Origin of the sequence: Xanthomonas pisi DSM 18956 (genome assembly GCF_001010415.1) — a bacterium.
Classification (GTDB): Bacteria; Pseudomonadota; Gammaproteobacteria; order Xanthomonadales; family Xanthomonadaceae; genus Xanthomonas; species Xanthomonas pisi.
In genome coordinates, this window is record NZ_JPLE01000024.1 from 12,289 (window position 1) to 32,490 (window position 20,202).

At 65.4% G+C, this 20,202-nt stretch carries 17 protein-coding genes, 1 other RNA gene and 1 pseudogene; 6 read left to right on the plus strand and 13 right to left on the minus strand.

Going from position 1 to position 20,202, the window contains the following annotated elements; genetic code table 11:
* Nucleotides 1-357: 357 nt before the first annotated feature.
* The 3 genes from eat to eutC are packed head-to-tail and all read left to right on the plus strand — an operon-like array spanning nucleotide 358 to nucleotide 3,949.
* Nucleotides 358-1,722 carry an ethanolamine permease gene (gene eat, locus Y887_RS06765; protein ID WP_046963616.1) on the plus strand — a complete coding sequence of 455 codons (1,365 nt, stop codon included), beginning with the start codon at nucleotides 358-360 and terminating at the stop codon, nucleotides 1,720-1,722.
* Nucleotides 1,719-3,131, plus strand: a complete 1,413-nt coding sequence (locus tag Y887_RS06770) for an ethanolamine ammonia-lyase subunit EutB (protein WP_046963617.1) — start codon at nucleotides 1,719-1,721, stop codon at nucleotides 3,129-3,131. Before eat ends, Y887_RS06770 begins: the two co-directional genes overlap by 4 nt.
* Nucleotides 3,128-3,949, plus strand: a complete 822-nt coding sequence (eutC, locus tag Y887_RS06775) for an ethanolamine ammonia-lyase subunit EutC (protein ID WP_046963618.1) — start codon at nucleotides 3,128-3,130, stop codon at nucleotides 3,947-3,949. Before Y887_RS06770 ends, eutC begins: the two co-directional genes overlap by 4 nt.
* A gap of 129 nt (nucleotides 3,950-4,078) precedes the next feature.
* On the opposite strand, the gene Y887_RS06780 is transcribed toward eutC, so the two are convergent.
* The 3 genes and pseudogenes from Y887_RS06780 to Y887_RS06790 form a co-directional block, all read right to left on the minus strand.
* Nucleotides 4,079-4,843, minus strand: a complete 765-nt coding sequence (locus Y887_RS06780) for a nuclear transport factor 2 family protein (RefSeq protein WP_245879428.1) — start codon at nucleotides 4,841-4,843, stop codon at nucleotides 4,079-4,081.
* A 219-nt stretch (nucleotides 4,844-5,062) separates the two neighbouring features.
* A pseudogene (locus Y887_RS06785) lies at nucleotides 5,063-5,354 on the minus strand (hypothetical protein).
* A gap of 278 nt (nucleotides 5,355-5,632) precedes the next feature.
* Nucleotides 5,633-6,136: a pyridoxamine 5'-phosphate oxidase family protein gene (locus Y887_RS06790; protein WP_181113144.1), complete on the minus strand. Its 504-nt coding sequence runs from the start codon at nucleotides 6,134-6,136 to the stop codon at nucleotides 5,633-5,635.
* A gap of 364 nt (nucleotides 6,137-6,500) precedes the next feature.
* Here Y887_RS06790 and Y887_RS06795 point away from each other — a divergent pair, with 364 nt between their 5' ends.
* A complete protein-coding gene (locus tag Y887_RS06795; protein WP_046963621.1) occupies nucleotides 6,501-7,682 on the plus strand; it encodes a putative acyl-CoA thioester hydrolase in 1,182 nt (393 codons plus the stop codon).
* Between the two features lie 389 nt (nucleotides 7,683-8,071).
* Nucleotides 8,072-9,742: a glycoside hydrolase family 28 protein gene (locus Y887_RS06800; RefSeq protein WP_104612106.1), complete on the plus strand. Its 1,671-nt coding sequence runs from the start codon at nucleotides 8,072-8,074 to the stop codon at nucleotides 9,740-9,742.
* Nucleotides 9,743-9,913: 171 nt separating this feature from the next.
* Here the strand turns inward: Y887_RS06800 and Y887_RS06805 are convergent, their stop codons facing one another.
* From Y887_RS06805 to efp, 7 genes are all read right to left on the minus strand, one after another.
* Complete coding sequence (locus tag Y887_RS06805; protein ID WP_046963622.1) at nucleotides 9,914-10,603, minus strand: isoprenoid biosynthesis enzyme family protein; 690 nt, start codon at nucleotides 10,601-10,603, stop codon at nucleotides 9,914-9,916.
* A gap of 28 nt (nucleotides 10,604-10,631) precedes the next feature.
* On the minus strand, nucleotides 10,632-11,297 hold the full coding sequence (locus Y887_RS06810; protein ID WP_104612107.1) for a phosphoglycolate phosphatase: 666 nt from the start codon (nucleotides 11,295-11,297) through the stop codon (nucleotides 10,632-10,634).
* Between the two features lie 112 nt (nucleotides 11,298-11,409).
* Nucleotides 11,410-12,129, minus strand: coding sequence for a bifunctional 2-polyprenyl-6-hydroxyphenol methylase/3-demethylubiquinol 3-O-methyltransferase UbiG (gene ubiG, locus Y887_RS06815; protein WP_046963672.1), 720 nt, complete (start codon nucleotides 12,127-12,129; stop codon nucleotides 11,410-11,412).
* Between the two features lie 29 nt (nucleotides 12,130-12,158).
* Nucleotides 12,159-13,496 (minus strand): TRZ/ATZ family hydrolase, encoded by a 1,338-nt coding sequence (locus Y887_RS06820; RefSeq protein WP_046963673.1) that lies wholly within the window; start codon nucleotides 13,494-13,496, stop codon nucleotides 12,159-12,161.
* A 19-nt stretch (nucleotides 13,497-13,515) separates the two neighbouring features.
* A complete protein-coding gene (locus Y887_RS06825; protein WP_245879429.1) occupies nucleotides 13,516-14,313 on the minus strand; it encodes a PA3715 family protein in 798 nt (265 codons plus the stop codon).
* Nucleotides 14,305-14,380, minus strand: a non-coding RNA gene (locus Y887_RS18745) — sX9 sRNA. Before Y887_RS18745 ends, Y887_RS06825 begins: the two co-directional genes overlap by 9 nt.
* A 127-nt stretch (nucleotides 14,381-14,507) precedes the next feature.
* Complete coding sequence (gene efp, locus Y887_RS06830; protein WP_002802373.1) at nucleotides 14,508-15,074, minus strand: elongation factor P; 567 nt, start codon at nucleotides 15,072-15,074, stop codon at nucleotides 14,508-14,510.
* Between the two features lie 101 nt (nucleotides 15,075-15,175).
* On the opposite strand from efp, the gene epmB reads away from it, so the two are divergent.
* The gene (gene epmB / locus Y887_RS06835) at nucleotides 15,176-16,204 is read left to right on the plus strand and encodes an EF-P beta-lysylation protein EpmB (RefSeq protein ID WP_046963624.1); all 1,029 of its coding nucleotides are present in this window, start codon (nucleotides 15,176-15,178) and stop codon (nucleotides 16,202-16,204) included.
* 98 nt (nucleotides 16,205-16,302) lie between these two features.
* Here the strand turns inward: epmB and Y887_RS06840 are convergent, their stop codons facing one another.
* From Y887_RS06840 to Y887_RS06850, 3 genes are read right to left on the minus strand one after another with little or no spacing between them, the layout of a single operon-like run.
* A complete protein-coding gene (locus tag Y887_RS06840) occupies nucleotides 16,303-18,420 on the minus strand; it encodes a putative bifunctional diguanylate cyclase/phosphodiesterase (RefSeq protein WP_046963625.1) in 2,118 nt (705 codons plus the stop codon).
* Nucleotides 18,417-19,346 carry a phosphate/phosphite/phosphonate ABC transporter substrate-binding protein gene (locus Y887_RS06845; protein ID WP_046963626.1) on the minus strand — a complete coding sequence of 310 codons (930 nt, stop codon included), beginning with the start codon at nucleotides 19,344-19,346 and terminating at the stop codon, nucleotides 18,417-18,419. The genes Y887_RS06840 and Y887_RS06845 overlap by 4 nt, the downstream gene beginning before the upstream one ends.
* 51 nt (nucleotides 19,347-19,397) lie before the next feature.
* The gene (locus Y887_RS06850; protein ID WP_046963627.1) at nucleotides 19,398-20,162 is read right to left on the minus strand and encodes an RNA methyltransferase; all 765 of its coding nucleotides are present in this window, start codon (nucleotides 20,160-20,162) and stop codon (nucleotides 19,398-19,400) included.
* Nucleotides 20,163-20,202: the final 40 nt, after the last annotated feature.

Sequence of the window (20,202 nt, forward strand, 5' to 3'; positions counted from 1 at the left end):
CTTACCCTCACCCCAACCCCTCTCCCGAGGGGAGAGGGGCTTTCAGACCGAGAGCTAGAAGCTAGAAGCTAGAAGCTAGAAGCTAGGAGCTAGGAGCTAGGAGCTAGGAGCTAGGAGCAGGCTTGCCTCTCCGCAACCGCAGGTCAAGCATCGGGAACGTTAATACAGTTCGGAACGCCACCACGTTCCGCCACACCTACCCGCTGCGCTTGTGTCCGTCGCCGGGCTTTGGGGTATAACCGGGAGAGCGTCGATCATTGCCGATGACAGCGACCGATCAGCCAGCGATGGTCAGTGGTGTCGCGGCCCAGTCCCGGCAACCGACGTGCTTCGTCTCCCCTCCCCCGACTGCAGGAGATGTGCGACATGCGCAACGAGCAACTCAAGCCCACACTCGGTACCTGGCAGCTGTGGGGTATTGCAGTGGGCCTGGTGATCTCCGGCGAATACTTCGGTTGGAGTTATGGCTGGGGCACCGCCGGCACGCTTGGATTTCTGGTCACCACCGTGCTGGTTGCGGTGATGTACACCTGCTTCATCTTCAGCTTTACCGAGCTGACCACCGCCATTCCGAATGCGGGTGGGCCGTTCGCCTACAGCCTGCGCGCGTTCGGGACGTATGGCGGGATGCTGGCAGGCCTGGCCACGTTGATCGAATTCGTCTTTGCGCCACCGGCCATCGCGATGGCAATCGGTGCGTATCTGAATGTGCAGTTCCCCACGCTGGACCCACGTATCGCAGCCATCGGCGCGTACGTGATCTTCATGAGCTTGAACATTGTCGGGGTGGCGATTGCGGCCACCTTCGAGCTGATCGTCACCTTGCTGGCAGTGATCGAACTGCTGGTCTTCATGGGCGTGGTCGCACCGGGTTTCAGTGTGGCGCGCTTCGCCGCCAATGGCTGGGCCGGCAGCGACGTATTTGGCCCAGCGGCGATCTCCGGCATCTTTGCCGCGATCCCCTTTGCGATCTGGTTCTTTCTGGCGATCGAAGGCGCGGCGATGGCCGCCGAGGAGGCCAAGGACCCCAAGCGCACGATCCCGCGTGCCTACATCGCCGGCATTCTCACCCTGGTGGTGTTGGCGCTGGGGGTGATGGTCTTCGCCGGCGGCGTGGGCGACTGGCGCCAGCTCTCCAACATCAACGATCCGCTGCCGCAGGCGATGAAGGCGGTGGTCGGCAACAGTTCGACCTGGCTGCATATGCTGGTGTGGATCGGCCTGTTCGGCCTGGTGGCCAGCTTCCACGGCATCATCCTGGGCTATTCGCGGCAATTCTTCGCGCTGGCGCGTGCCGGCTTTCTGCCGCATGGGCTGGCGACGTTGTCGCGGTTTCGCACGCCGCATCGCGCGATCCTGGCCGGCGGCGCCATCGGCATTGCCGCAATCTGCAGCGACAGCGTGGTGAAGATTCAGGGCATGTCGCTGACTGCGGCAATGATCACCATGTCGGTGTTCGGCGCCATCGTGATGTATGTGATGAGCATGCTCAGCTTGTTCAAGCTGAGGCGCAGCGAGCCGGGTCTGGAGCGCAGCTTCCGCGCGCCTGGGTATCCGGTGGTGCCGGCGATTGCGCTGTTGCTCGCGCTGGTCTGTCTGGTGGCGATGGTGTGGTTTAACCCGATCGTGGCGTTGATCTTCGTCGGCCTGCTGCTGTTCGGCGCGCTGTGTTGCGTGCTGAGCCTGCGCAGCCAGGCCTCGACTGCGGCCAACAGCAGATGAGCGGCTTTGCATGCACCGTTGGCGGCGAGCAGTTCCGCTTTGCCGATCTGAAGACCCTGCTGGCCAAGGCAACGCCGGCGCGTTCGGGCGATCAACTGGCCGGGCTTGCGGCCGACTCGGAGCGACAGCGTGTGGCGGCGCAGATGGCGCTGGCGGATCTGCCGTTGCGTCATTTCCTCGATGAAGCGGTGGTGCCCTATGAAACCGATGAAGTCACCCAGCTGATCGTCGACCAGCACGACGCCCACGCATTCGCCACTGTCGCGCATCTCACCGTCGGTGGCTTTCGCGATTGGTTGCTGAGCGCGCAAGCCGACGAAACCGCGCTGGCCGCACTGGCACCCGGACTGACTCCGGAAATGGTGGCCGCCGTGTCAAAGCTGATGCGCGTGCAGGACCTGATCCTGGTGGCGCAGAAGATCCGCGTGGTCACGCGCTTTCGCAATACCTTGGGGTTGCGCGGGCGGCTGTCCACCCGTCTGCAACCCAATCATCCTACCGATGACGCCACCGGCATTGCCGCCAGCGTGCTCGACGGGCTGTTGTACGGCAATGGCGATGCGGTGATCGGCATCAATCCGGCAAGCGATAGCCTGGCGGCCACCACTGCGTTGCTGCGCATGCTCGATGCGGTGATCACCGGCTACCAGATCCCCACGCAGTCGTGCGTGCTGGCGCACATCACCACCACCATCGAGGCGATCAACCGCGGCGTACCGGTGGATCTGGTATTCCAGTCCATCGCAGGCACGGAGGCGGCGAATGCCAGCTTCGGCATCAACCTGGCGCTGTTGCAGGAAGGCTATGAGGCAGGCATGTCGCTGCGACGCGGCGGTGTCGGCGACAACGTGATGTATTTCGAAACCGGCCAGGGCAGCGCGCTGTCGGCCAATGCGCATCACGGCGTCGATCAACAAACCTGCGAAGTGCGCGCCTATGCGGTAGCACGACAGTTCAAACCGTTGCTGGTGAACACCGTGGTCGGCTTCATCGGCCCGGAGTATCTCTACGACGGCAAGCAGATCATCCGTGCGGGGTTGGAGGATCACTTCTGCGGCAAATTGCTTGGCGTGCCGATGGGGTGCGATATCTGCTACACCAACCATGCCGAAGCCGACCAGGACGATATGGATGTCCTGCTGACCCTGCTCGGCACCGCCGGCATCAATTTCATCATGGGTATTCCCGGCTCGGACGATGTGATGCTGAACTACCAGACGACCTCATTCCACGATGCGCTGTATGCGCGTCAGGCGCTTGGCCTGCGAGCGGCGCCCGAATTCGAGCAATGGCTGGAGCAGCAAGGCATCCTGCGACTGCACGGGGACGGACGGTTTGCACTGGGCAGCGAGGTGCCCGCGGCATTTCGCCGCGCGTTGTCGCAGTTCCCCAGCGGGACGCCGCAATGAGCGACCCGACAGCCTCCCCGCACGATGCCTGGGCGCAACTGCGCCAGCTCACTCCTGCACGCATCGCACTCGGACGGGTCGGTACCAGCCTGCCCACCGCAGCCCATCTGGATTTTCAGCTGGCGCATGCGCAGGCGCGCGATGCGGTGCATCTGGCATTCGACCCGGCGCCACTGCAGGCCGCGCTGGAACAACGCGGGCGCCGCAGCATTCTGTTGCATAGCGCTGCGGTGGACCGGCACACCTATCTGCAACGCCCGGATCTGGGCCGTCGCCTGGCCGACGACGCTGCCACGCATCTGCGCGGACTCACCGCCGTTCATGGCGGCGGGCATGATGTCGCGGTGGTGGTCGCTGACGGGCTCTCTGCGTTGGCGGTACATCGGCATGCGGCGAACATGCTCGAACAGATCGATGCCCTGGCAGTGCAGCAAGACTGGTCGTTGGCCCCGGTCGTGCTGGTTGCACAAGGACGCGTCGCCATTGGCGACGAGGTCGGCGAGCTGCTCGACGCGCGCGCCGTGATCGTCTTGATCGGCGAGCGGCCGGGACTGAGTTCGCCCGATAGTCTCGGCCTGTATCTCACCTACACGCCGCGCGTCGGCTTGACCGATGCCGCCCGCAACTGCATCTCCAATATCCGCGCCGAAGGACTGAGTTACGCCGATGCCACGCATAAACTTGCGTTTCTGTTACGCGAATCGTTCCGCCGCAAGTTGTCCGGTGTGCAACTCAAGGATGAAGCAGAACAACCGGCGCTGCCGTCGGCCGGGCCTGCCGATGCCGCTCCGCGCACGTTCCTGTTGCCGGATGCGTGAGGCTCTGGCCGACGGATATGGAATCGGTCTTGAGCAAGGCAGCTAGCCGAGTGTGTACCCCGCGTCGCGCATAACCAGCCTTCCCGCGAGCCTGGGGATGCGCACAGGCCGATGACAACCTGCGTGCGATCATCTTTCGCGCAGTGCCCGCTCAGTGACGACTCCGTTCTCGTAAACGGCCAGCGATGTTGGATGCCCACCACCGTTCGTCTCGAAATCGAAGCGGATATCCCGCTCGACCGCAAAGAAACGCGTCGTCGATTCGGGATAGAGCGTGGCCACGAAACTGCCGGCAACCAGTTTCAGGTGGTTTCCATCGACGGTCACCGCAATGTTGCCGGCGCGATCCGAATGGTAGCTGCCGGCATAGCGCGCCAGGGTCGCGGCCGGCAGCCTGAGCGTGACAGAGGCAGGCACATACGCCACGGCTGCATGCGCGTAGCTGAGCACGCGATGCATGCGCCAGCGCCCGCCGTCGCGTTTCCACACGGTGGTGAAATCGGCTTGCCCATCCAGGCGTTCTGGCTGATCGCGCCGGTGCACGTAGAAACGGTGGCGGCCCGACAAGATCGCATAGCCGTCCTTGAGCGGATGGAACGCCAGGCTTTCATCGATGAGTTCGCGTCGCAATCGCGATGCCGGATCGGCGCAAGGCCCCTTGCGCAAGGAATCGACCACAGCCGCACGTGAGGTCGTGAGTCCGGTCTTGTCGTGGTAGAACTCGATGTCCGCGGTGACCAGCTCGCCAATGCCATCCATGTCGCAGGCGTTGTAGGCGGCCCAGAATCGTGTATCGGCTTCTCGCACCTCGCGTTCCTCGCCCGATGCGGTGGTCGCTGGCGAATCGAATGCACCCGCATCGAATGCGGCAAGCAACGACACGGCGATGGCCAAACTGGCGAGTCTCATGCCGGATCCCGCGATGGTGGAGTCCGACGGTAAACATTAGCCGAGCATCCGGCGCCGCCCGGAAGTCACCCTGCCGACTGGCCGCCGACCTGAGCGATCGGATCGCGATGCAACATGCACTGCGTCGACAGTGCCAACTGCGCATCCATTAGGCAGCTCGGTGATCAAGCGCACGGCGACCTGCATCATGGATGCACATGACGATTACCGCAGCGCGCCATCGTGCGGATTGCTGGCGGCATACGTGCTGGTCTGCAGCTCGCTGTCATGCACATGACGCAGTGCATTTGCGCACGTTCTCGGGTAATCGATCGACATCCAGCACTACCTTGCCGGAATGCACATCGCGTACCGCCGATGCCGGCAGCACGAAATCGCCACCGTTCTCGATATTGATCAACAGCTCGGCACCGTCGCTGCGAATCTCACGTACCGCGCCAACGCCAATCTCGCCGTCGCGCAAAAATACCATCTGGCCGATTTCGATCTGCTGCATGTCAGTCTCCTGGTTGAGCGCTGCGACACAGGCGCGCTGTGCCTTGGCAGACGATCATTGCGCCGTCCGCTGTTGTGAGCCGGTGAAGCGCAGATCAGCGCCGCCTGGGCGCGTGCAACAGGGCACCGCCTGACACATCGCGCGGACCGCTCCACCAAGCGCTCCAATGCTGCAACGCCATGCGAGCGCTACACGCGCTGTCGGTGCACGCCGATGACCACCGTGCAAGGACATCATCGCGCACACGCGGCCAGCTGGGCCGCATGTGCGCGTGGACATCAACGCAGCGGGACGTCCGCCACCTTGTCTTGATAATCCTTCTTCGGGTCCACACCGAACAACACCTTGATGCCGGCGAGCAGGCTGGACCCGTTGAGCCAGATCTGTGCGTGGTCGGCGTCCAGACGCAACAGCGCCAACTTGGGATCGTCCTTGCCGCCTTCGTACCATGCCGCGACGTGCGGATTCCACAAACGCTCGACCACGGCCGGGTCGGTGTCCTCGATCAACGAACCGCTGATACTGGCAAACAAATCATGGCCCTTGCTGCTGAAGGCGCCGATGACGCGACGGCCCTGCCCCAGCATCGCAATCAAGGCATTGTCCCTGGAGGTGAAGAACCAGATCGGGCCGCCGCTGTCGCCTTCGACCTGTGCGGTCATCGGACGCGCATGGCCATCTTCGACGCCATCCAGGCCGAGCATCACGGTGCGATCGGATTTCAGGGCCTTCCAGAATTTTTCCTGCAGTTCTTTGGGATCTGCCATTTCGGTTCCTGACATACGCGTTATTACGCGGGCCGCTGAGTCTGGAAGGCCGCATGCCCACGGCATGTGAGGACGCTGCATGCACTGCAGCGGCAACCCGAAGCCACGTCGACAGAGCGACTCGAGAGGGCGCGTTGCGACCTGCACCCGATGTAAAGCGTGACCACTGCGCACATCCTGCACATTGCTTGGCACCATCGGCGCCTGCAAGCGAACCCGGCAGTACCATCGCCGCTGCACCACATGCGGGCGAGGTGAACTTCGACACGCGCGTGGCGCAAGCTCCATCGCAGGCAACCGCGCTCAACGATGACCTCGCGCCCAGCCTCTGCGATATCCCACGTGTTTGATGCGTCCCTTTCCAAGAGAGCGCCACACCATGTCCGTCTCGCATATCCGCACGACCTGCATCGCCGCTGCACTGCTCAGCCTTGTCAGCGCCAATGCGGCCGCACTCACCGGCACCGCCTCACGCCCGCAGCTCACCAGCAGCGAAGCAGGCACCTATACGATCGCCAACGCCTTGGCCAAGGCCGGGCCGCTCACGGCCTTGGTCACCGACAACTGGAACCCCACCGCCGGTGTGGCCTTGCTCAGCGCGGACTATGCGGTTGCCGCCGATGGCTCCACGCGCTATCGCACCGTGCAGTCGGCGGTCGATGCGGCCGTGGCTGCGGGCGGCAGCACGCGCCGCTACATCAGTATCAAGGCCGGGACCTATACCGAACTGGTATGCGTGCCGACCAACGCGCCGCCGCTGACCCTGTTCGGGCTGGGCACCAACGCCACCGACACCGTCATCCGCTTCAACAACGCCAACCCGACGCCCAAGCCGGCCGGCACGGCGAGTCACCCCTGTGCCAGCAATGCGTCGGCGACCACGGTGGGCACCTCCAACAGCGCGACCGTGACGGTGCGCGCAGCGGGCTTCCAGGCACGCCACCTGCGCGTGCACAACAGCTATGTCGAAGGGACCTATCAGGACAACAACCAGTCGGCCGTCGCCCTGGCGGTGCGTGGCGACCAGGCCAGCTTCGAAGACGTGCTGGTGACCGGCAATCAGGACACCTTGCTGATCAGTGCGACCAATGCCGCCAACGTGATTCGCGCCTATTTCAAGAACAGCACGATCGAAGGCGATGTCGACTTCATCTTCGGATCGGGCATCGGCGTGTTCGACAACGCCCTCATCCGCTCGGCGGGTACGCGCCTGGGCAGCAGCCGTGGCGGCTATATCTTCGCGCCCAGCACGCGCCCGGGCAGCAGCCATGGGTTCCTGGCGATCAACAGCCGCTTTGTCGCCGGCTCCGGGTCGCCCGACAACCAGACCTATCTGGGCCGCGCCTGGGACGAAGGTGTCAGTAATCTGGGCGCTTACGTCAATGGCACCTCGCCCAATGGCCAGGTGACGGTGCGCGACTCCACCCTGGGCAGCCATATCCGCAAGACCGCGCCCTGGAATGCCTCCACCGCCAGCCGCCCGTATTGCAGCAGCGGCTGCACCAACTCGGCAAACCGCTTTTACGAGTACGGCAATACCGGGGCCGGGGCCGCCGACTGACCGATCGCCACGACAGCTGCGGTTTTTGCAGCGTCCTGACAGCAACGTTTCGTTGTAGCTCCGCTACCCATCGCCTGTTGGCAATCCGCGTGATGCGGTCTACCAACAGGCGATGGTGTTTACCGCACATCCGCTTGCCCGATGGCAACGCTTGATCGGAATGGGCACTGCATTGATGACTTCGGGGACGCGGCGTGGAGTTCGCCCCTCCGACGTCGGCCGTCCACATGAGGCGCCAGGCTTGCCGCTCCCTCGCGCAATCGACCTCGCAACATCGCTACCTGCACTGCATGCCCGGCGCACCAGGCACGGTCACACGGCTGTCATGCAACGTATCGCTGCTGCGCGCAGATTGCATCGTCGCCGCGCACCATCGGAGCACTCCCCCAATGCAATCTCCTTTCGCCTTTCCCGCCATCGCACCACTGACGCTCGCCGTGTTCGGCATGACAAGCTTGCAGGCCGGCGCAGCGCGGCCGCACGGGCAGGATGTGCCCGACACCGCGCACAGCATCTCCACCCAGTGGGGCGTGGTCCAGCAGCCGACCTTGCCGACGCAGATCTGCGCCACGCTAAAAGCCGCACTGATGCCAGTGGCCGGTTCGTTGGACACGCTGGATCAGGATCCGGCCCACTCCAAGCGCGATACCGCGCGCCTGCAGGCGGCCATCGACGATTGCCCTGCCGGCAGCGCAGTGCATCTTGTCCCCGGCGATGCCGGCGAATCCGGCGTGCTCAGCGGGCCGCTGACCATCAAGAGCGGGGTCACGCTATGGATCGACCGCGGCGTCACCTTGTTCGGCTCGCGCAATCCGCAGGACTACGACAACGGCCTGGGCACCTGCGGCACCGCCACCAGCGACAAGGCCAAGTCCTGCAGTCCGCTGATCCATCTCTCCGACACAGCCCACAGCGCCATCGTCGGCGCCGGCAAGATCGACGGCCGTGGCGGCAGCACGCTCACTGCCGGGCCCAATGCCGGCAAGGCCAGCTGGTGGGATCTTGCCTATCTCAACGTCACCAAGGGCCTGAGCCAGCACGTGCCGCGCCTGCTGCAGATCGACGACAGCACCGACGTCACCTTGTACGACATCACCCTGGAGAACTCGCCCAATTTCCATGTCATCAGCGACAACGTGGTGGGCCTGACCGCATGGGGCATCAAGATTCTGGCGCCCAGCCTGGTCTATTCGCGCCCCGGCTACCGATGCCCGGCAGGCAGCACACCGGACGTCAATCCGCACGCGACCTGCTTCACGCCGGAGACTGCCAAGAACACCGATGGCTTCGACCCGGGCCAGTCGAAGAATGTGCTGCTGGCCTACTCGTACATCGGCACCGGCGATGACGGTGTGGCGATCAAGGCGCACGCCAACAGCAAGCGCAGCATCGCCTCGGAAAACATGCTGTTCGCCTACAACCAGTTCTACTACACCCATGGTTTTTCGCTGGGCAGCGAAACCGATTCGGGCATGCGCCATATCGCCGTGCGCGGCTTGAGCATCGACGGCTTCAACGCCAACGATGTGCAGCGCGACCCCTATTCGGCCAACGGCCTGCGCATCAAGTCCGATGCCTCCCGCGGCGGCCAGGTCTACGACATCAGCTTCGAGAACATCTGCATGCGCGGGGTTGCGCGGCCGTTGGTGTTCGATGCCAACTACGCCAACCCGGCCACCCGCGACAAGCCCCCGCAGTTCAACGGCATTTCGCTCAGTCACGTGCATTCGCTGGGTTCGACCACCTTGGGCGGCGGCGAATTGAGTTTCTATGGGTATCGCGATGCCGGCACTACCCTGCCGATCACCATCTCGCTGGACAATGTCGTGCTGGAAGGCGGCAAGGTCAGCTTCGCGCAGCCGCATTTCGGCGGGCCTGCGAGCAATCCGGGCGCGACGCACTTCACCTTCAAGGGCGGCCCGGTGAGCTTTTACGATCAGCTGACCGAATCGGTGCCCAACGATGTGCAGCTACAGGGCAAACCCGGCCCGGGCACGCCACTGCAATGCAATGACGCCTTCATTGCCTATCACTCGGTGCTGCCGGATTCGCCGATTTGAATCCAGCGTGCCGAGCGCCAAGGCAGTCACATGCCGATGCAACGCTTGCTGCGATCTGCCGGTCGCAGCAAGCCATCGGTCCGAACCCAACAATGCAACGGGCTGTCCGGCAGCCCGCAGGACACATGCGTGCGCTCGCACGTTGCGGCCGCGCGGGCGTATCGCTTGCGCTCAGTCCGCGCCGCTAGCTGCGCGCCAGCTATGCCACAGCTGCTGTACCGGCGGCGGATAGGCTGCCTTGCCGTCCAGTTCGCGCTGCAGACGCAACCGTGCCAGGCGCGACCACACCCGATGCGGCCGTGCCAATGCCGGCTTGCGAGGCCACGCACGTAGCAGCTGCGTGCGCCAGGCAACGGGGGTGACGCCGCCGGGCGCGGCACTGTCACCGGCCACGCGTTGCCGTGCGTCCAGCCATTGCACCGACACCGCACTGGCATCGCCTGGCTGGCCGCGCGCGAACAACACCGCTTCCACCGCGACCACCGCTTCGGCAAAGCCACGCAGTTGATCCAGCGCCTGCTGCAGCGACGCCGGCTGCGCACGTGCCACCTGCATCGCCGGCAAGGTCTCGGCCAACTGCGCCCACGGCGCACGCACCGGCTCCAGCACGCGCCCCAGTGGGTGCCGCGAGCGTTGACCGGACCAGTCGCGCAGTTCCTGCTGCCACCACGCCAGCTTGGCATCGGCCGGCAACGGATCGCCGGCGATATTCATGATGTCCTCCCATTCCTGCAGCAAGGCAAACCAGGCCGCAGCCAGGTGCCGCTGCGGTTCGGGAACGAAAGGCTCGGCAACCGACCATTCCGGCCAGCGGGTTCGCCACTTGTCGAGAAAACTGTCGAGGGCGCTGGATTGGCTCATGGCGGGTCCAGAAAAAAGTCCAAAAGAATCAGGTCTGCGGCCACGTCGCCGGATTCCACAACAGCTGCGGCTGGTCTACCAGTACATCGGCCTGCCAGCGCTCCGGCACGTCGTCATGCAGGCGATAGCCCCACAACACCGCCACCGACGGCATGTTCGCCGCGCGTGCCGCAAGAATGTCGCGCTCGTCGTCGCCCACATAGACGCACTGCGCGGGTGCAACGCCGATACGCTCGGCGGCAGTCAGCAATGGCAGCGGATGCGGCTTGCGCTCGGGCAAGGTATCGCCGCCGATCAGCACGGCGCAGCGCTGCTGCCAGCCCAGTTGCGGGAGGATCAGGCGCGCGAGATATTCGGGCTTGTTGGTCACCACGCCCCAGACGCAACCGGCCGCTTCCAGCTGCGATAGCAGGGCTTCCACACCCTCGAACAACGTCGACTGGGTCCCGATCAAGCCTTCATAGCGCTGCAGGAATTCGGGCACCAAGGCGGTGCGCGCAGCGTCATCGAGCTCGGCAAAGGCCACACCGACCATCGCACGCGCCCCTTTGGACACCACTGGCCGCAGCTGCTGCAGCGCAATCGGCGCACGCTCCCGTGCGGCCAGCATCGCGTTGACCGTGGCCAGCATATCCGGCGCACTGTCCAGCAAGGTGCCGTCCAGATCGAACAGCACCGCACGCGGGAAACTCATGCGCCCGCCAGCCGTGAGTAACGACAAGCAGCTAGGCAGGAATCGAAAGACATCAAGATCGCAGTTAGCTGCGCGTCCCAATCCTGACTCCCGACTCCCCAATCCCCGCCCGTCACGGCTTCACCGCGTACGCCAGGTAATTGACCTCGGTGCGCGAGGACAAGCGCGCGCGATTGCGCCACGGCTCGTACAGCATGCCGCTGACGTCCTGCAGCTGCAGCTCGGCGCTGCGCAACCACGCCGCCAGCTCTGCCGGCTTGATGAAGTCCTTGTAGTGATGCGTGCCCTTGGGCAGCAGCCGCGCGATGTACTCGGCGCCGACCACCGCCAGTGCGAATGCGGCCGGCGTGCGATTGAGCGTGGACAGGAACAGCTTGCCGCCCGGCTTGAGCAGGCTGGCGCAGGCGCGGATGATCGCGGTCGGGTCCGGCACGTGTTCGAGCATTTCCATGCAGGTCACCGCATCGAAGCTGCCCGGCTGCTCGGCCGCCAGGTCTTCCACCGACTGCACGCGATAGTCCACCTGCACGCCCGATTCCAGGCTGTGCAAGCGGGCGACTTTCACCAGCTCCGGTGCCAGATCGATCGCAGTGACCTGCGCGCCCAGGCGCGCCATCGACTCGCTGAGCAGGCCGCCGCCGCAGCCCACATCCAGCACGCGTGCGCCGGCCAGCTCCTGGCGCGCGGACACGTAGCCAAGGCGCACCGGGTTGAGCGCGTGCAGCGGCTTCTGCGGGCCATCGGCGTCCCACCAGCGGTTGGCCAGCGCGGCGAATTTGTCCAGCTCGGCCTGATGGAAATTGCGTGAGGTGGATTGGGTCGTGGGATTCATGCGGAACTCCGTGATGCGATGACGCGCGGTCAGGCGCGGACGGTGCGGATGCGTTCGCGCCATTGCCGCGCGTTGGCAACCAGGGCAGCGGTATCCATGTCGATCAGCTCGCGCTGCACCAGCTTGGGCTTGCCGGCGATCCACACATCGGTGACCTGATGACGGCCGGCGGCGTAGATCAGTTGCGACAGCACATGATGCAACGGCTGGGTCTCCAGCGCCGACAGATCCACGCAAACCAGATCGGCCTGCTTGCCGACTTCGATCGAGCCGATCTTGTCGCCGAAGCCCAACGCGCGCGCGCCGCCCAGCGTGGCTGCGCGCAGCGTGGTGGCCGCATCCAGCGCAGTGGCATCGTTGGCGACGGCCTTGGCCAGGATCGCGGCGGTGCGGTTCTCGCTGAACATATCCAGGTCGTTGTTGCTGGCGCAGCCGTCGGTGCCGATGGCCAGGTTCACCCCGGCACGCTGCAATGCGCAGGCCGGGCAGAAGCCGGAGGCCAGCTTGAGGTTGGACTCGGGGCAATGCACCACGCTGACGCCGCGCTCTGCGCACAGATGGATTTCTGCATCGGTGAGCTGGGTCATGTGCACGGCGATCAGGCGGTCGTTGACCAGGCCCAACCGATCCAGGCGCGCCAGTGGGCGCTGGCCGTATTGCTTGACCGAATCGGCCACCTCCTGCGCGGTTTCATGCGTGTGCAGATGCACCGGCATGTCCAGCTGGTCGGCGAGCATGCGCACGCGCTCGAAGTTGGCATCGTTCACCGTATACGGCGCATGCGGTGCGAACGCCGTGCCGATCAACGGATCGTCGCGCCATTGGTCGTGCAACTCGCCCGCCCGCGCGAAGTATTCGTCGTCCGACGACGCCCAGGCCGTGGGGAAATCGATGATCACCGCGCCGACCAGCGCACGGAAGCCGTGTTGCTTGTAGACCGCAGCCTGCACGTCGGCGAAGAAGTAGTTTTCGTTGACGCAGGTGGTGCCGCCGCGCAGCATCTCGGCGATGGCGAGCGTGGTGCCGTCGGCCACGAACTCCGGCCCGATCACCGCCGCTTCCACCGGCCAGATGTGCTGCTGCAGCCACACCATCAGCGGCAGATCGTCGGCAATGCCGCGCAGCAGGGTCATCGGGTTGTGCGTATGCGCATTGACCAGACCCGGCATCAACGCCGCTTCCGGGCGCGACACGGTCTGCTTCGGCGCAAAACGCGCACGCGCTTCAGCGGCCGGCAGCACGGCCACGATGACGCCGTTGCTGACCGCCACCGCATGGTCTTCCAGCACCACTGCATGCGGTTCGATCGGCACCACGTAACCGGCTTCGATCAACAGGTCGCAGGGTTCGGGCGGGGCATTGGTCATGAGCGGGTCCATAAGAGGTTTAGTTGCCGAACGGCCAGGGGTCGTTGGAGCGTGACACAGGCACATACCGCATGCCGTCGTAGCGCAGTACCTGGCGTTGGCGATGCGTGCGTTCGGTGTCGTCCGCATCCTTGACGGTAGTGGAGGTCACCAAGGTGGCAGTCAGTGAGATGTCGGCGTAGCCGGCGTGGATTGGCGTGTCCATCGACAGGGTGAGCGTGCCGCGCTCGGTCACCACACCCGTCGCACCCCAGTTGCACGGCTCGCCTTTCACCCGCTGCCAGACTGTCAGATCCCGCTGCAGCACCGGACGCAGCACGCGCCCTTCGCGCACCAGCAAGGTCAGTGCATCATTGCTGTCGAAATCCGGGCAACTGGCACCGCGCGCAACGCTGTGCACGACCATGCCAAACGCGCGGACGCCCTTCGCCAGGTCATAACGCGCGGTATCCAGGCGCAGACTGTCTGCAGCAAGCTCGAAGCCGGCGTCCTCGCCCATTTGCTGGGCGTACAACGCCACCGCCTCACCAGTGCCCGCATCGAGCATCGCAACGCGCACTTCGAGGTCGCGCTCGCCTGTGCCGGTGGCGGCATCGCCAGCAAACGCAATCGCCGCCAGCGTTATCGATGGATCGTATGGCCACGGCTTGCAGGTCTGTGCCACGACACGTGCGACCGGCACTGCCTCTGCGGTGCCGCCAACCACCCCGGACGCCGCAACCGCGGCCACCGCCGCCACGCTTCGTGCGTCGCAGGCGGTGGTCGCGGTTTGCGCAAATGCCGAGGACGCTGCAAGCGTGCCAATAGCGGCCAACAACAGGTAGCAAGCGGCCGTCAGGTGGATGCGGCTAGTGCACAGAAACCGCTGTGTACCAGCGGTACATGCAGATTCCGAACACCGGCCGCCCGCGCCTGGCGGCTGCGCAGTCGTATTGTCGGCTGCTCCTAGCGCCATCAGGACACTGGCACTGCGTCCTGCTCGGCCGGACTGGCGTCCCGGGCGCATCCGGCTTACTTGACGCGCGCCGAGTACTCGCCCGAGCGGGTGTCGACCTTGATGATCTCGTCCTGATTGACGAACAACGGCACGCGCACCACTGCGCCGGTTTCCAGCGTGGCCGGCTTGCCGCCGCCGCCGGAGGTATCGCCGCGCACGCCCGGATCGGTCTCGGTGATCTTCAGCTCGACAAAGTTCGGCGGCTGCACCCAGATCGGCGCGCCATTCCACAGCGTCACGATGCAGTCTTCCTCGCCCTTGAGCCACTTGTCGGCGCCGCCCATGCCAGCCTTGTCGGTCTGCACCTGCTCGAAGGTTTCCGGGTCCATGAAGTGCCAGTACTCGCCATCGCTGTACAGGTAGCGCATGTCGGTATCGACCACGTCGGCCACTTCCACGTCGTCGGTGGCCTTCATGGTCATTTCGACCACGCGGCCGGACTTGATGAAGCGGTACTTCATGCGGGTGAAGGCCTGGCCCTTGCCCGGCTTGACGTATTCGGTCTCGGTGATGACCGCCGGTTCGTTGTTGACCAGGATCTTCATGCCGTTCTTGACGTCGTTCATGCCAACAGTGGCCATGGTGCAGCTCCTCGATAAGACCACGACCCGCCACACGGTGGCCGGTCGGATTAGAATGGGGCGCCCGCCGCAACCGGCGGGCATTGGTTTTGTGACCGCACATGATAACCGCAGCCCCCGTCGCCTTACAGCCATCCCCGCCCACCGCCCTGCAGCCACCGCGCTGGCAGCAGCAGTGGCGCGACGCCGTGCGCGACCCGCGCAGGTTGCTGGAACTGCTGGGCCTGGACGCGCAAGCGGCCGGTATCAGCGCCGACGCAGCCGCGCAGTTCCCGCTGCGGGTACCGCAGGCATTCGTGGCGCGGATGCGGCACGGCGACCTGCACGACCCGCTGCTGCGCCAGGTCCTGCCGCTGGATGCAGAAATGCAGCCGGTGCCGGGCTTCGGCCTGGATGCGGTCGGCGATGCCGCCGCCAAGACCGCCGCCGGGGTGATCCAGAAATACCGCGGCCGTGCCCTGCTGATCGCCACCGGCAGTTGCGCGGTGCACTGCCGCTACTGTTTCCGCCGCCACTTCCCGTATGCGGAAGAAACCGCTGCGCGCGAGGGCTGGCGTGAGGCGGTGGAGGCGATCGCCGCCGACCCGGACATCGACGAAGTGCTGCTGTCCGGCGGCGACCCGCTGTCGCTGGCCACACCCAAACTGGTCGAACTCACCGATGCCCTGGCCGCCATCGGGCACCTCAAGCGGCTGCGCATCCATAGCCGCCTGCCGGTGGTACTGCCCGCACGCGTCGACGCGCCTTTGCTGGCCTGGTTGCGCAGCCTGCCGTGGCCGGTGGCCTTCGTGATCCACGCCAACCATGCCAACGAATTCGATGCCGACGTGGACACCGCCATGCAGGCATTGCGCGGTGCCGGCGTGCAACTGCTCAATCAGGCAGTGCTGCTGCGCGGGGTCAACGACAGCGTGGACGCGCTGGCCGCGTTGAGCGAACGCAGCTTTGCCGCCGGCGTGCTGCCGTACTACCTGCATCAGCTCGATCGCGTGGCGGGCGTGGCGCATTTCGAAGTGGACGACGTCCGCGCACGTGCCCTGCATGCGGAACTGGCCACGCGGCTGTCCGGCTATCTGGTCCCGCGCCTGGTCCGCGAAATCCCCGGCGATACCGGCAAACGACCGCTGTAACCACCCGGCTCGAACACACTGGATCGTAGGAACGTACCTGGGCGCGACGAAGCCCTGCCGATAAAGCCCCGTCGCGCCCGGGTGCGCTCCTACGGCGCTCAGCCCGCGGCGATCAGCTTGACCAGATCGGCCGGACTCAACGGCCTGCTGAACCAGTATCCCTGCCCCAGGTCGCAACCGCGCTCGCGCAGCAGGTTGAATTGCGCTTCCTGCTCGATGCCTTCGGCCACCACGGTGATCCCCAGCGAATGGGCCATGTTGATGATGGCGGTGGTCAGCGCCAGATCGTCCGGGTCGCGCTGCAGGTCGGCGATGAAGCTCTTGTCGATCTTGACCCCGTCCACCGGCACCTGGCGCAAATGGCTCAAACCGGAGAAGCCGGTGCCGAAGTCGTCCAGCCACACCTTCACCCCGGTGCGGTGCAGCTGATCGAGCAGGCTGGCGGCCATCATCTCGTCGCCGATCACCGCCGTTTCGGTCAGTTCCAGATGCAGGCGCGCGGCCGGCAGGCCGGACTCGGCCAGGCACTCGGCCACGGTGTCGATCAGATCGCCGCTGCGCAGCTGGCGCGGCGACACATTGACCGAAATGAACAGGCCCTCGCCCACGTCCGGCCACTGCGCCGCTTCCAGACAGGCCGCGCGCAGCACCTTGGGGCCGATCGTCTCGATCAGCCCGCTCTGCTCGGCGATATCGATAAAGGTAGAGGGCGCAATCGTGCCCAGCGCCGGGTGCTGCCACCGCAGCAGCACCTCCACGCCTACCAGCACGCGGTCGCTGGTGCGGTAGATCGGCTGATACACCAGCCGCAATTCGTCGCGCTCCCAGGCACCGCGCAGCTCGTGCTCCATATGCACGCGCCGCTCCACCGCATGGTCGGCCGCGCGGCTGTAGAAGCGGTGGCAGTTCTTGCCGGCGACCTTGGCCTGGTACATCGCGATGTCGCCGTTCTTCAACAGCGCGGTGGCATCGTTGGCGTCGTCAGGAAACAGTGTGATGCCGATCGAGGTGCCCAGGAACACTTCACGGCCCTGCACGTTCAACGGGCGGCTCAGCTCGTGCACCAGGCGGTCCGCCAGCTGTGCGGCAAGCAGGCTGACATCGCCGCTTTGCAGCAGGATCACGAACTCGTCGCCGCCGAAGCGCGCCAGGATCGCATCGTCGCCACCCAGCGCGGAAACCGCGCGACTGATCCGGCTGGCGAACTGCAGCAAGGCCTCGTCGCCGGCTTCATGCCCCAGCGTGTCGTTGACGCGCTTGAAGTCGTCGATATCGGCAAACAGCAGCGCCAGCTTGCTGTTGCTGCTGCGCGCGGTGTTGAGCAGATGGTCCAGCCCTTCGCGAAAACCGAGCCGATTGGTCAGCCCGGTCAGCGCATCGGTGTAGGCCATATGACGCACTTCGCGGTCGTGCCGGGCGATGCTTTCGCTCATGCGGCCGAAGGCGGAAATCAGCTCGCCGATTTCGTCGTTGCGCGGATGCGGCGGCAGTTGCACCGCATAGTCGCCACGCTCGATCTGGCGTGCGGCCGCAGCCAGCAACCGCACCGGCGCCACCAGCGTGCGCTGCACATAGATCGCCAGCAGCACGCCCAGCGCCACCAGCGCGGCCAGCAGCACCAGCAACCAGCCCAGATCGCGCTTGCCGATCGCATTGAGGTTCTCGACCAGGGTCAGGTTGGCGCCGGATTCGATCTTGCGCACCCGCTCGCGCGACATCCCCACGCGCACGCCACCGATGCGCTGGTCGCCGATCTTGATCGGCACCGTCACGTCCAGCACCTCGGGCGAGGATTGCAGCAGCATCGCCTGCGCCGCCACCGCCTTGGCCGCGAGCGGGTCGTTCATGCGCTGTCCGTAGCGCTGCAGATTGGGCGTGCCGTCATGCACCAGCAGGCCGCGCCTGTCGAACACCAGCACGTACGTCACCACTTGCTGGCGCGACGCATTGCGCACCAGCGCCCCCACCGCGCCCAGGTCGGAGTAATACAGCGGGTTGGCCAGACCGGACGCCAGCTCGGTCGCCAGCGTCTCGCCGCGGGTGCGCAGGCTGCGATCGAACAGCTCGTGCAGGATCTGCGCGCTCAACCCGCGCACCTCGCGCTGCATCGCGCTCTGGCGTTGCAACAGCGACGCCAGGATCGCGCCGACGAGCAGCAGGGTCAGCGCCATGACCAACAGGAAACGTGCCTGCAACCCGAAGCGCACCTGACTCATTCCATTTCATTCCTGACGTGCTGCAAGCCGGTGCTCAATGCATCCAGACGCCTGCGACTCTCGCTATCCAGCGGGTAGAACGCGGTGGTACCGAAGAAACGCTTGAGCGCCGGTGCGGCCTTCGGGTCGGAGGCGGCCTGCAGCAACACCGCGCGCAGGCGGCGCTCCACTGCCGGGTCCATACCGGAGCGCACCATTTCCACCGCCCGCGGCACTGGCGCGCTGCGGTACACGATGCGGAAATCGCGTTTGAACACCGGCGGCAGATGGCGCTCGTCGTCCCAATCGAGATTACTGAAGGCCCCGGCATCGATCAGGCGCTTGTGAACGAAGGCGGCGATGTTCAATTTGGAGCCGACCATCAGATAGCCGACCGAGCCAGGCACCTGGAGGTCGTCCGGCGACAGCAGCACATCGCAGGCAATGCCGTTGCGCATCAGCTCCAGCATCGGCACCAGATAGCCGCTGGTGGACGATGCATTCTGCAGCGCCAGGCTATGCCCGCGCAGTTGCGTGAGCGACTGGATCGGGCTGTCGCGGCGCACGAAAAACACCGTATGGAAGTCGCGCACACCGCCCCGCTCGGTCATCAGCAAGGGGTGCACGCCGCCGCGCCGCTCCAGCAGCATCGCCGCACCGGTGGTCTCGCTGACCCAGTCGACCCGGCCACGCCGCAGGTAACTGGACATCTGGCGCGCATCCGGTGCCATCAGGATTTCGCCACGACGGATGCCCACCTCGCGCATGCGCGGCACCACGTAGTCCAGCAGCGGTTTGAGTTGATCGTAATGTGTGGCGGGGTCATCGCTGATCCGCCCGAGCACCAATACCGAGGAGGGCGCTGCCGCAGCCGTCACGGCCAAGCCTGCACCGGCCAACAGCCAGCAGGCAATCAGACACCATTGTAGACCGCGCAAAACGGACACTCCCCTAGAGCCGCGGACAGCCTAGCCGAATCTTTGAAGATGTGACAGACGTCAGTTTCCGGCACGCCTGGCCAGCATCGCCATGCGCTGCGCATCGGACAGGATGCCGCGGATCAGCCGCACCTCCTGCTCGGTCATCTCCGCGCGCAACAACAACCGCCGCAACTTGCGCATCGCCGACTCCGGCGCGCGGCCCTTGTGGAAGTCGATCTCGTCCAGGGTCTCGCCCAGCTGGCCGAACATGCCTTCCAGCTGCGCATGGCTGGCCGGCCCATCGCGCAGGCCGGAGGCCGGCGCCGGCGCGGGTTCGGCTTCGCCGGCGGCCAATTGCGCCAGCCGCACCTCATAGGCCAGCACCTGCACCGCCGCCGCCAGATTGAGCGAACTGAACTGCGGGTCGGACGGGATATGTACCGCCGCATGGCAGAGCTGCAATTCGTCGTTGGTCAGGCCGGTGCGCTCGCGGCCAAACACGAACGCCACCTCGGCCGGCTCGCCCGCCTTGGCCAGGGCGCGCTGCGCGCCTTCGTCCGGCAGCAATTCTTCCAGCGCCACACGGCGCGCCCGCGCGGTGCAGCCGATCACCAGCGTGCAGTCGGCCACCGCCTCGCCCAGCGTATCGAACAGCGGCGCACTGCCCAGCACGTCCTCGGCACCGGCCGAGCGCCGATAGGCGTCTTCATCGAGCGCACGCTCGGGGGCCACCAACACCAGCCGCGAGACACCCATGGTCTTCATCGCACGCGCGGCGGCGCCGATGTTGCCTGGATGCTGGGTACCGACAAGAACAAAACGGATGCGCTGGCTGACGGACATGAACGGAGATTGGGGAGCTGTTCGGCCGTAGATGGTAAAC

Excerpts from the sequence above, each read along its gene's own strand:
- eat (WP_046963616.1), top strand. The coding sequence starts at position 358 with ATGTGCGACATGCGCAACGAGCAACTCAAGCCCACACTCGGTACCTGG.
- Y887_RS06770 (WP_046963617.1), top strand. The coding sequence starts at position 1,719 with ATGAGCGGCTTTGCATGCACCGTTGGCGGCGAGCAGTTCCGCTTTGCC.
- eutC (WP_046963618.1), top strand. The coding sequence starts at position 3,128 with ATGAGCGACCCGACAGCCTCCCCGCACGATGCCTGGGCGCAACTGCGC.
- Y887_RS06790 (WP_181113144.1), bottom strand. The coding sequence starts at position 6,136 with ATGTCAGGAACCGAAATGGCAGATCCCAAAGAACTGCAGGAAAAATTC.
- Y887_RS06795 (WP_046963621.1), top strand. The coding sequence starts at position 6,501 with ATGTCCGTCTCGCATATCCGCACGACCTGCATCGCCGCTGCACTGCTC.
- Y887_RS06800 (WP_104612106.1), top strand. The coding sequence starts at position 8,072 with ATGCAATCTCCTTTCGCCTTTCCCGCCATCGCACCACTGACGCTCGCC.
- Y887_RS06805 (WP_046963622.1), bottom strand. The coding sequence starts at position 10,603 with ATGAGCCAATCCAGCGCCCTCGACAGTTTTCTCGACAAGTGGCGAACC.
- Y887_RS06810 (WP_104612107.1), bottom strand. The coding sequence starts at position 11,297 with ATGAGTTTCCCGCGTGCGGTGCTGTTCGATCTGGACGGCACCTTGCTG.
- ubiG (WP_046963672.1), bottom strand. The coding sequence starts at position 12,129 with ATGAATCCCACGACCCAATCCACCTCACGCAATTTCCATCAGGCCGAG.
- Y887_RS06820 (WP_046963673.1), bottom strand. The coding sequence starts at position 13,496 with ATGACCAATGCCCCGCCCGAACCCTGCGACCTGTTGATCGAAGCCGGT.
- efp (WP_002802373.1), bottom strand. The coding sequence starts at position 15,074 with ATGGCCACTGTTGGCATGAACGACGTCAAGAACGGCATGAAGATCCTG.
- epmB (WP_046963624.1), top strand. The coding sequence starts at position 15,176 with ATGATAACCGCAGCCCCCGTCGCCTTACAGCCATCCCCGCCCACCGCC.
- Y887_RS06840 (WP_046963625.1), bottom strand. The coding sequence starts at position 18,420 with ATGAGTCAGGTGCGCTTCGGGTTGCAGGCACGTTTCCTGTTGGTCATG.
- Y887_RS06850 (WP_046963627.1), bottom strand. The coding sequence starts at position 20,162 with ATGTCCGTCAGCCAGCGCATCCGTTTTGTTCTTGTCGGTACCCAGCAT.